The sequence below is a fragment of the Arthrobacter sp. CMU6 genome, assembly GCF_059090205.1.
The window spans coordinates 34,269-43,630 of the sequence record NZ_JBNHFL010000013.1 but is presented as its reverse complement, the minus strand read 5'-3'; the positions used below and the strand labels follow the sequence as shown (position 1 = coordinate 43,630).

Annotated in this window: 12 protein-coding genes; 3 read left to right on the top strand and 9 right to left on the bottom strand. The window is 65.8% G+C overall.

From position 1 onward, the window contains the following. Positions 1–67: 67 nt before the first annotated feature. From AC5RWD_RS10975 to AC5RWD_RS10965, 3 genes are all read right to left on the bottom strand, one after another. On the bottom strand, positions 68–433 hold the full coding sequence (locus tag AC5RWD_RS10975) for a LuxR family transcriptional regulator (RefSeq protein WP_494020028.1): 366 nt from the start codon (positions 431–433) through the stop codon (positions 68–70). A gap of 155 nt (positions 434–588) precedes the next feature. Continuing rightward, a complete protein-coding gene (locus AC5RWD_RS10970; RefSeq protein ID WP_494020027.1) occupies positions 589–1,005 on the bottom strand; it encodes a CBS domain-containing protein in 417 nt (138 codons plus the stop codon). Between the two features lie 69 nt (positions 1,006–1,074). Further along, a complete protein-coding gene (locus AC5RWD_RS10965; protein ID WP_494020026.1) occupies positions 1,075–1,497 on the bottom strand; it encodes a hypothetical protein in 423 nt (140 codons plus the stop codon). 609 nt (positions 1,498–2,106) lie between these two features. On the opposite strand from AC5RWD_RS10965, the gene AC5RWD_RS10960 reads away from it, so the two are divergent. Further along, a complete protein-coding gene (locus AC5RWD_RS10960; protein WP_494020025.1) occupies positions 2,107–3,525 on the top strand; it encodes an ABC transporter substrate-binding protein in 1,419 nt (472 codons plus the stop codon). A gap of 96 nt (positions 3,526–3,621) precedes the next feature. Here AC5RWD_RS10960 and AC5RWD_RS10955 read toward each other — a convergent pair whose 3' ends face one another. From AC5RWD_RS10955 to AC5RWD_RS10935, 5 genes are all read right to left on the bottom strand, one after another. Then, positions 3,622–4,605: an ADP-dependent NAD(P)H-hydrate dehydratase gene (locus AC5RWD_RS10955; protein ID WP_494020024.1), complete on the bottom strand. Its 984-nt coding sequence runs from the start codon at positions 4,603–4,605 to the stop codon at positions 3,622–3,624. Beyond that, the gene (locus AC5RWD_RS10950) at positions 4,589–5,347 is read right to left on the bottom strand and encodes a histidine phosphatase family protein (RefSeq protein WP_494020103.1); all 759 of its coding nucleotides are present in this window, start codon (positions 5,345–5,347) and stop codon (positions 4,589–4,591) included. The genes AC5RWD_RS10955 and AC5RWD_RS10950 overlap by 17 nt, the downstream gene beginning before the upstream one ends. Before the next feature lie 300 nt (positions 5,348–5,647). After that, positions 5,648–5,812 (bottom strand): hypothetical protein, encoded by a 165-nt coding sequence (locus AC5RWD_RS10945; protein ID WP_494020023.1) that lies wholly within the window; start codon positions 5,810–5,812, stop codon positions 5,648–5,650. Between the two features lie 33 nt (positions 5,813–5,845). Then, positions 5,846–6,943: an LCP family protein gene (locus AC5RWD_RS10940; protein ID WP_494020022.1), complete on the bottom strand. Its 1,098-nt coding sequence runs from the start codon at positions 6,941–6,943 to the stop codon at positions 5,846–5,848. A 53-nt stretch (positions 6,944–6,996) separates the two neighbouring features. Further along, positions 6,997–7,620: an arsenate reductase/protein-tyrosine-phosphatase family protein gene (locus AC5RWD_RS10935; RefSeq protein WP_494020021.1), complete on the bottom strand. Its 624-nt coding sequence runs from the start codon at positions 7,618–7,620 to the stop codon at positions 6,997–6,999. A gap of 196 nt (positions 7,621–7,816) precedes the next feature. On the opposite strand from AC5RWD_RS10935, the gene AC5RWD_RS10930 reads away from it, so the two are divergent. Next, complete coding sequence (locus tag AC5RWD_RS10930) at positions 7,817–8,356, top strand: hypothetical protein (protein ID WP_494020020.1); 540 nt, start codon at positions 7,817–7,819, stop codon at positions 8,354–8,356. Then, positions 8,326–8,922 carry an alkaline phosphatase family protein gene (locus AC5RWD_RS10925; RefSeq protein ID WP_494020019.1) on the top strand — a complete coding sequence of 199 codons (597 nt, stop codon included), beginning with the start codon at positions 8,326–8,328 and terminating at the stop codon, positions 8,920–8,922. The genes AC5RWD_RS10930 and AC5RWD_RS10925 overlap by 31 nt, the downstream gene beginning before the upstream one ends. Here the strand turns inward: AC5RWD_RS10925 and AC5RWD_RS10920 are convergent. Further along, a complete protein-coding gene (locus AC5RWD_RS10920; protein ID WP_494020018.1) occupies positions 8,859–9,329 on the bottom strand; it encodes a hypothetical protein in 471 nt (156 codons plus the stop codon). The two genes, AC5RWD_RS10925 and AC5RWD_RS10920, sit on opposite strands and share 64 nt — an antisense overlap. Between the last annotated feature and the right edge of the window lie 33 nt (positions 9,330–9,362).

Sequence of the window (9,362 nt, the reverse complement as noted above, 5' to 3'; positions counted from 1 at the left end):
ATTGGAATTGGGTGAAACGGGAATTGATATTGGTGAGCCTCTTAACGAAGCCCGTATTCGTCGGCGTTTAGACCACGGTTTTGTTCCCGCGGCGGCGTCGCCAGATAAAAACGATGAGGAGAGTGATGATCAATACCGCCGCGATAACGTACGGGGCGAACTCGAGGCGGTTGGTCTCTGACTCTGCCGGTTCTCCTGTGCCTGGGTTGGCTGGAGGCTCGGACGGGGTTGCAGACGGAGAAGACGTTCCGGTGGGCGAGGGTGTTCCGGCCGCATCGGACGTGCCCGCCTGAACCTGCAAAGAGCTGCCCGCCGGGACGGCAGACAGTGCCGAGGAACCCGGGACGGGCGCTGCATGGGATGGCGCAGCGAGCGTCAACCCGGCACCGGCGAGGGCAAGTATTGCGGTGAAAGTAGCGAGCAGTCTGCGCATAGGCTCTCCTGAGTGGTCCAACACTGACACGAATATAGTAAGCATGATTAGTATCTCAGGATAAGTAGAATTTGTAACCCGATTGCTGGCGCTCATAATTGCCCGCTACGCATAATCGGCGGAAGGACTAACAAGGACGCGTTATACGCCGGCGATCAGAAGGAAATGAACTCCACCAGTTCGCCCACCCGGTCCTCCGGGTAATTCCGTGCGATGTCGGCCTGGCTGAGCATCCCAACCAGGTCGTGGCCGTCGATGACCGGCAGCCTCCTCACCTGGTGCTGCTGCATGGTCCTTATGGCTTCCTCGATGGTGTCGTCGGCGCCGATGGTCACGGGTTTTCCCTGGGCGAGGTCGCCTGCCCTGGTGCTTTTCGGGTCGCCGCCGTCCGCCAGACAGTGGACCACGATATCCCTGTCGGTGAGCATGCCCTTGAGCCGGTTGTCCTCGCCGCAGATCGGGAGGGACCCGACGTCGAGATCCTTCATCTTCCTGGCCGCTTGCTCAAGGGTTTCATTGACGCCAACGCACTCCGCCCCGCCAGTCATGATGTCGCGTGCCAGGATCGACATTGCCGTTCTCCTCACCTTTGGTGCTCGTACGACGGCGGGCTGCCGCCGTTTGTGCAGGCCGGCACCCGTTCAGTCCGGTACTTCCATCTGGAACCCGCAGCCGCAGCGCAGCAGCCGGGTGGGCAGGTGCACGTCGTGGATGGTGCGGTGCCGGCCGAGCTCGGTGCCGTAGATGCTGCTGGTTCCCGAACTGACCGAGGCCATCGGCGTTCCGCAGTGGAAGTATTCACCGCCGAACTGCAGGACGCCCATCACCTGGCCGTGGCGGTTCAGTACGCCTGCCACGTCGTGGACTCCAGCGGGGTGGGCGTAGAACTGGTCGCATTCCACGCAGGTGTAGGAAACGTCCACCATGCCTTCTTGTGCCGGATGAAGGGCCTCAATTGATTCGACGATAAGGTGTTCGTCCGTCTGGCACTGGGAGCACCACAAGGGGTCGCCGGACGGGCGTTGCGCTTCGCCGGGAAGGTGGGCGTTGGAGATAGTCGTCATTGACGTGCTCCTGGTTAGAGGGCATCCGCGCCCAACTGCTTGAGCTCAATCCCACGCTTAAAATACTCCCGGCCCGCCGGGCCGGGCAATAGCACCCCCAGCGTGCGGCGAGGCGCCTGAACAGCCGGCGGTTCGCCGTCGTAACCCTTGGACTTCCCGGCCCTGACGCCGCGAATTCCGGGAGGAAAAACCGGGAGGAAGAAACCGCGGCGGAAACCCTTGTGGCCGGGCGGGGCCGGTGCTATAAAACTTCTACAGCCAGCCGTCGCGGCTGGCGGTGAACGGGAGGACCCGGGGCTTTAATTTGGCTGCCAGAAGGGGCGGTTAGCCCGGGAGCACGCCACCGCGCCAGACAGCGCACGGCAGCAGCATCCGGATCCTCTCGCGGACGGTCTCCGGCTCAACGAGCGGAGGCCGTCCCTTCATGTGCGGATTATTGTCCGTGTGCGCGCTGCTGTCCGCGGCGGGAGCCGGTCCCTGACAACAACGCGGCCTGCTGACAGGCGGGCACCAATTAGTTACGCTTGTCCCACAGGTCTCCTAGTTGTACGCGGGGTTTGACACCCGGCGTGCGTCCGTACTGCGGACACGGTGTGGCAGGAGCGCCAGGTGAATAGGACCAGAGGCCAAGTCAGGGCGGGCGTTCTAGCGGCGGTGTCCTTGGCGGCCGCCTTTTTGGTTTCCTGCACGCCTGGCACGGGCCAGCCACCCACACCGGCCCCGGACGTTGACCACCACAACATCACTGTCTGGACTACTGAGACGCTCCCGGACCGCATGGCCAAGCTTCGCGTCGTGAGCGAGGATTTCACCGCTGCCACCGGGGTGAAGGCTGACCTCGTGAGCGTTCCTCCGCACCGTTTCAACCAGGTTCTGACGTCATCGGCCGCGTCCGGCGACCTTCCCGACGTGATGGCTTCACTGTCGCTGGGACAGGTCCGGACCGTGGCGACCTCCGGCCACATCGACTACAAGACCAACGCCGCCATAGTGCAGAGCCTCGGGGAGCAAACGTGGGCGGCCCGGGCCCTCGAACTGACACGCGACAACGGCCTGCAGCTCGCCGTTCCGGGTTCCGCCTGGCACCAGCTGATCTACTACCGCAAGGACCTCTTCGCTAAGGCAGGGCTGAGTGCGCCCCGGACGTACGCGGACATCGTTGAAGCGGCCAGGAAGCTGGATTCCGCGGAGCTGGCGGGTATCGTCGCGGCCAACAAGACCGCGCAGGCGTTCACGCAGCAGTCCTTTGAACACATTGCGCAGGGAAACGGCTGCGAGATGGTGGATACCAAGGGAAATATCACGTTCGACAGCCCGCAGTGCGTGGCGGCGCTTGGGTTCTACCGCGACCTGCTGAAGAACTATTCCGTGCCCGGCATACAAGACATTGATTCAGTGCGGTCCGCCTACTTCGCCGGCAAGGCCGCCATGGCCATCTGGCCGACGAACATGCTGGATGAGCTCGCTGGCACGCGGACCGATGCCCGTCCCAGCTGCCCCGAATGCACCAAGGATCCGCTGTTCCTGGCGCAGAACACCGGAGTGGTGGCTGGGCTCCAAGGGCCGGACGGGCAACGGCCGGCGCACTTCGGCGAAGTGGTCTCGTGGACCGTGACGGCTGATTCCGACGCCGAACCTGCGCGCCGCTTCGTGGAGTACTTCCTGACCGACGGCTACGCCGACTGGCTCGCGATTGCCCCGGAGGAGCGCGTACCTGTGCGTTCGGGCAGTAACGCAAACCCGGCCGAGTACGCGGATGCCTGGATGTCCAGCCCCGTGGCAGCCGGCAGGACTGAACGGCTCGGCAGCGTTTATGCCAAGGACCTTCTCTCCACAGTGCTGCAGGGGTCCAACGACCTGAAGCACTGGGGGATGGTTCGGGGCCACGGCGACCTGGCAGGCGCTGCGATGGCCGAGTTGCCCGTCGCCAAGGCCGTCAGCGACGTTGCAGCAGGCCGGGCGCAGCCGCAGGCCGCGGCCACCAAGGCCGCCGCGTCGCTCCGGTCCATCCTGAAGTCGCTGAAGTGAGCCTCTGACCACCGCCGGGCGGGCGCTGGTTGAGCCTGGGGCCACGACCGCCGGGTTCCTTGGCCGAGCTTGCGAGGTTGGGGTGCGGGTGGGGACCTACGTGGCGAGCTCCATCATGAGGGGCGGCAGCTCGTCGGCCAGTTCCCGCGCCAGGTAGCCGAGGCTGCCCACCCGGCTGGCGAGCCTGTCGCCGGACGCGGCGTGCAGGTGAGTGCCCCAGCAGGCGGCCTGGGCGTCGCTCGTGCCTCGAGCCCGCAGCCCCGCGATGGCGCCGGCAAGGATGTCGCCGCTGCCGGACGTTCCCAGCCCGCCGTAGCCCGTGGTGATTTCCCAATGGTCTCCGGTGACCGGAAAATCAGGGGCGGGGGAGCCGCCGTCGGGGTTGCTGCCGCCGGGCGGCCCGGCGATCATGCCCTGGCAGCTCACCACCGCGCGGTACTTCCCGGCAAGTTCGACGACGTCGGCCGCCAGATCTTCAGTGTCCCGGCCCAGCAGGATGGCGGCCTCAGTGGGGTTTGGCGTCAGGATCAGCCGGTCTGCCCAAGGGTCCAGTTCATCAGCCAGCCGGGGGAGGGCACCCAAGGCGTAGGCATCGAGGACAATCGTCGGACGGGCATTCTGATCCGGACCCTTGGCGGAATCATGTTGGAGCAGCCGGCGGAGCATCGCCTCGGTCTGACCGATGTCGTCCAGCCCGGGGCCGATCAGCACGGCATCCGCAGCATCATAGTCCCCGAGAAGGTTTTCGAGCCCGTCGTCCCCCACGGAACCGCCGGCGGACTGGGGCAGGCTGATCACTCCCGCCTCGGGAAGCGTTACCGCCAGCTGGACGGCCACCGACTCCGCCACCGCCAGGGTCACCCGGCCCGCTCCGGCCCGGAGTGCGGCCGTGCCGGCGAGCAGGGCAGCACCCGGAGTGCGCCGGCCGCCGCCGACGACCAGCACCGCGCCGCGGGAGTACTTGTCGGACCCTGCGGCAGGCAGCGGCCAACTGCGCAGGAGAGTCGGCGTGATCAGGGTGGGGGCGCTGCCGGCGTAGTCCTTGGCGGCCGCATCAGCGGGCTCAGCGCGGGTGGACATTGGCGTCCCCGGCGTGTTCGGTCACTTCGACGCCCTGCTCCATGAGGTGGTCGGCCACATTGAAGCTCTCCAGCGTCCACGGGCCCACCCCCTCCGGCCGGACATAGCGGGTCAGCGAGGCGTTCAGGACCGGATTGCTGGCCGCCACGTCCAGGAGCTCCCGTTCGGACATGCCCTCAAGGATGTAGCGGAACAGCATGATCACGGCGTCGTGGCACACCAGCATCACCCGGTGGCCGCTGCCCAGCGCGTTCAGTTCCCCGATCACGGAACGGAGCCGCAGAGCCACGTCCGCCCACGATTCCCCGCCAGGCGGACGGTAATAGAACTTGCCCAACCACCGCCGTCGTTCTGCCTCCTGGGGCAGCCGGGTTTCCACACCAAAGGCGGTCAGCATGTCCAGGATGCCGAGCTCACGGTCGCGGAGACGCTCGTCCGAGCGGACGGGGACGGGCCAGCCCGCCGTCTCCACGGCGATCTCTGCCGTCTGGTAGGCGCGCATGTACGGGGAGGAAATGACGACGTCGGGCCGCCGGTCCTCGGGAACCGCCGCCAGTGCGCGGCCCAGTGCCGTCACCTGCTCCCGGCCTGTGGAGGAAAGCTCGACGTCGGCATCACGGGCCGGGACCGCGATCACCTCGGCGCCGGAAACCGTGGCATCGGTGGCCGCCACGTTGCCCTGGCTCTCGCCGTGCCGGATCAGGATGAGTTCCACGGCGCCGGCTGTCCACGCAGCGGGCACCGGGGCATCCTTGTGTGTTCCGTCAGCGGACGTTCCGTTCTGTCCCACGATTGCGCTCCCGTTCAGCCTGCGAATTTTCCACGTTACTAGTGCCGTACCCGGAATGTCAGCAGAGTAATCACCCGCGGCCCCACCATATGCTCCCTCACCTTTCGCCGCCTTTTTTGGGACGCTCTCTTATGTTTGGTCGCCTTTCTTGGGACCCTCCCGAAATTGCCGCAGGAGGTACGGAAGCGTTGGCCCAAAACCGACGGGAGGTGAGAGAGCGTCCGGTTGTAGGCGACGGGAAATGAGAGAGCGTCAGGGGATGCGTTTGCCGCCCGAACGGTTGAGGAAGAACCCCAGCACGGCCGCCAATAGGAGGACAGGCGCCACCCACAGCAGGAAGGCCGCCGCCTTGATGGTTGCGCCAACGATGAAAAACAGCACCGCAATAACTGCGATGATCCAGATCAGCTTTTTCACTGGCTATCCCTCACGATTGTCATTCAAAGAACATCACTTCCCCAGGGACGCGGCATACTGCCCCACCCGGTCCCTCCCCAATGCGGCGCCGACGGCGGTGACGGCTCCGTAGTCCGGCACGATAATCGACTGTCCGTCGGTGCTGGTCCCAAATCCCGCCGTCGGAAGCGTGAAGAACACCGCATCCTGCATCCGGACGTTCCGCAGGCTGTAGACGAGGCTGGCCAGCGCTGTCGCGTTCAGCCCCTTGTCCACGGTGATGTACTTCGACGCCGTGTTGACCAGCTTGTACAGCGTCACCGGGTTGGTCAGGGTGCGGGCGGAGAGCAGCTCGGCCAGGGTGGAGCGCAGGAACAGCTGCTGGTTCGCGACCCGGCGGTAGTCGCCGTCGCCAAACGCATAGCGCTCGCGGACGAACTCGAGGGCACGCTGGCCCTTGAGCCGGTTCACTCCCGCGGGGAAATGCTGGTGCGTGTCGTGCGTGGAGGTGAAGGCCTCCGGATTGTTGACGTCCACGCCGCCCAGCGCCTCGGTGATGCCTCTGAAGCCTTCGAAATCGATCATGACGGCGTGGTGGATCTTCTGCCCGAACAGGGACTCCACGGTCTTCACGGCAAGCGGCATGCCTCCCTGCTCGAGCGAGGAGTTGATCTTGGCTTCGCCGTACCCGGGGATCTGAACCCAGAGGTCGCGCATGAGTGAGATGCCGTAGGCGTGCTTCCCATCGGCCGCAAGATGTACCAGCATGAGGACGTCCGCGCGCTGGTTTGGCAGGCCGTTCGGCGTCGGGGCATCGCCCTTGCGGTGATCGCTGCCGATCAGCAGGATGTTCATGGGCAGCTTGGGCGGGGGTGGCGGCTTCACCGGTTTGGGCGCCGGCTTCTTGGTGGGCGAGGGCTTGGTGGTTGCGGACCGTGGGGGGCTCTCGGGGGCGGCGCTGATCTCCGTCTTGGCCGTCTGGGTATTCCAGATCTGCGCCAGGCTGAACAGGAAGCCGCCGGCCACCAGGGCAATCCCGAGCAGCCCTGCCAAAACTATGTTGCGTATGGTCCGCTTGGGTTTGGCGCCGCCATTGGCGCCTGGAGCGGGGTCGCCGTTGCCCCCGGCTCCCGGACTGTTCCGGGATTTCATGATCGGACGGTATCACCAAAAGCCGCCCGTGAGAACGACGGCGGCCGGCCGGTTTAAGCGGGGGCGTTCAGCCGGGCGAAACGAAGGATCGAGATGATCGCCGGGGCCAGTTCGTCTTCCATCTGCCGGTAGTAATCAGCACTGCGGCGGTAGGGGTCAACCACGTCATTGTCCGCGGCATCGGGGGCCAGCGCGAGGTGCCGGACCGACGCGGCCCGGGCGGGCAGCTTGCGCCAGAGCCTGGTGTTGGCAGCGAGCCTTTCACCGTTGAGGCCAGCGCTCGGAGGGGCCTGCCATTCACGCTCCTCCAGAACATCGAGCATCCTGGCAAACTCGCGGATGGTGAAGGTGCGCTTCAGCAGGGAGGCATCCAGCTGGAGCACCTCGCCCCTGTGTCCGGAGGTCATGGTGAGGACCAGGTCCACGTTACGAAGGATCTTGCCCGACAGCTGGCGTGCCTCGAAGCTCTCCGCCGTTCCGCCGAAGGTGCGGATGATGTCCGCGGACAGCGGCTGTACGGGGTCGCCCACCAAAGCGCGGGTTCCGGCGCTGCGCACCTCGAAGCCGCCGGGAAGCACCTGGTCCAGGCCTGCCTGGAGCAGGCGTTCCGCCACGGGGGAACGGCAAATATTGCCCGTGCAGACGGTCAGGATTCGGACTGGCGAAGGCGATTCCACGTATTGGCTCTCTCAGGCTGATGCGCAGGACAGGTCTGTCCCACCGATTCAACTTAACATGTGAGCGGCCCGGCGTTCCGGAGGAACAGGGTGCGCCCTCCCAATCAACTCCCAGCTTTCCTTCATGCGGCTGCCGGGATACGGGTGCAAGCATGGAGCCGGGACCGCGGATCAATGTTGCAGAAGGCAGGATCCAATGAGAGCTGCTCCGATATATGGCTGGGACCTCCAGGGCCGGCGCCGCCGCCGGCCAGCCGGCCGGAAGCTTCTCACGGCAGCTGCGCTGGTGGCGGCCCTTGCGGGGATTGCTGCATGCGGAACTGGACCGTCGCCCTCTCCCACAGCGGCGGCAAAGCCGGGGCACGTGTTTGTGGTCAACCTGGAGAACAAGTCCTTCCGGGATGTCTGGAATGACCAGTCGGACGCAGAGTACCTGTCCCGGACCCTGCGTCCGCAGGGGGTGCTGCTCAGCCGGTACTACGCAATCGGTCATGCCTCCCTTCCCAACTACATCGCCCAGATCTCGGGGCAGGGCCCGAACCCTGTCACCGAAGGAGACTGCCCGGACTTCGAGGCGTTTAACCCGAACGGCACAGCGCCGCTGGGCCAGGCGGAGGGCATCGGCTGCGTGTACCCGGAGTCTGTGCAGACGGTCGCCGGGCAGCTGAACGCGGCGGGGAAGACCTGGAAAGGTACATGGAGGACATGGGCACCCCGTGCCTGCACCCGGAGCTAGGCGCCAGGGATACGAACCATGCAGCGCAGGAGGGCCACCAGTACGCCACCCGGCACAACCCGTTCGTGTACTTCGCCGGGATCACGTCCTCGCCCGCGTGCCTGGCCAACGACGTCGACTTCTCAAACCTCGCCGCAGACCTCAAAACCGTGGCAACCACACCGAACCTGTCCTACATCAGCCCGAACCTGTGCAACGACGGGCACGACAGCCCGTGCGCTGACGGGCGGGAGGGCGGCCTGGTCTCCGCCGATGCGTGGCTCCGCCAGCATGTTCCGGAAATCATGTCCTCACCGGCGTACAAGCAGGACGGGATGCTGGTCATCACCTTCGACGAGGCGGAGGGGAAGGAACGCTCCGATGCCGCACTTCCTGGGGGAGCGGCGGGCGGACTGATCGGGACGCTGGTGCTGTCACCCCTGGCCAGGGCGGGCACCACTTCGGACCGCTTGTACAACCACTACAGCCTGCTGGCCAGCATCGAGGATGCCTTCGGCCTGCCCTACCTCGGATACGCGGCCGTGCCCGGGCTGAACCGCTTCGGGTCCGATGTGTTCAGCCGCTGAACCAGCAGGGATGTCAGCAGCGCCGCCGCAACGTGCGCGTACAGCAGCACGTGCAGCCGCTGGGTTGGCACCCCGCCCAGCAGCAGGCCGGGGCCGGTGAACTGCACGGGCTCCGTATGCCCGTGGCCGTCCAGGGTGGTGGCCAGCGGATTGGAGAAGAATGCCAAGGCCCAGTGAACGGCCTGCTGTCCCACCCCGGCCAGCACGAGTACGGCCCAGTTCGGAACACCGATTCGGGTGACTACCGCTCCGACGAGGCTGAGCAGTGCGGCAGTAGCGACGACGATCGGCACCGCCGGCACGGGATGCCCGGACAGGCCGTGGATGACCAGGCCCAGGACAACACTGACGGAGCCGAAGAGCCAGCCGGCAACAGCAAACTGATTGCGACGAACACGTTCCGCCATGCGCCCATCCTCCACCAGGTTGCCCGCCGGTGC

Excerpts from the sequence above, each read along its gene's own strand:
- AC5RWD_RS10975 (WP_494020028.1), bottom strand. The coding sequence starts at position 433 with ATGCGCAGACTGCTCGCTACTTTCACCGCAATACTTGCCCTCGCCGGT.
- AC5RWD_RS10930 (WP_494020020.1), top strand. The coding sequence starts at position 7,817 with ATGAGAGCTGCTCCGATATATGGCTGGGACCTCCAGGGCCGGCGCCGC.
- AC5RWD_RS10925 (WP_494020019.1), top strand. The coding sequence starts at position 8,326 with ATGGGCACCCCGTGCCTGCACCCGGAGCTAGGCGCCAGGGATACGAAC.
- AC5RWD_RS10965 (WP_494020026.1), bottom strand. The coding sequence starts at position 1,497 with ATGACGACTATCTCCAACGCCCACCTTCCCGGCGAAGCGCAACGCCCG.
- AC5RWD_RS10955 (WP_494020024.1), bottom strand. The coding sequence starts at position 4,605 with ATGTCCACCCGCGCTGAGCCCGCTGATGCGGCCGCCAAGGACTACGCC.
- AC5RWD_RS10970 (WP_494020027.1), bottom strand. The coding sequence starts at position 1,005 with ATGTCGATCCTGGCACGCGACATCATGACTGGCGGGGCGGAGTGCGTT.
- AC5RWD_RS10920 (WP_494020018.1), bottom strand. The coding sequence starts at position 9,329 with ATGGCGGAACGTGTTCGTCGCAATCAGTTTGCTGTTGCCGGCTGGCTC.
- AC5RWD_RS10940 (WP_494020022.1), bottom strand. The coding sequence starts at position 6,943 with ATGAAATCCCGGAACAGTCCGGGAGCCGGGGGCAACGGCGACCCCGCT.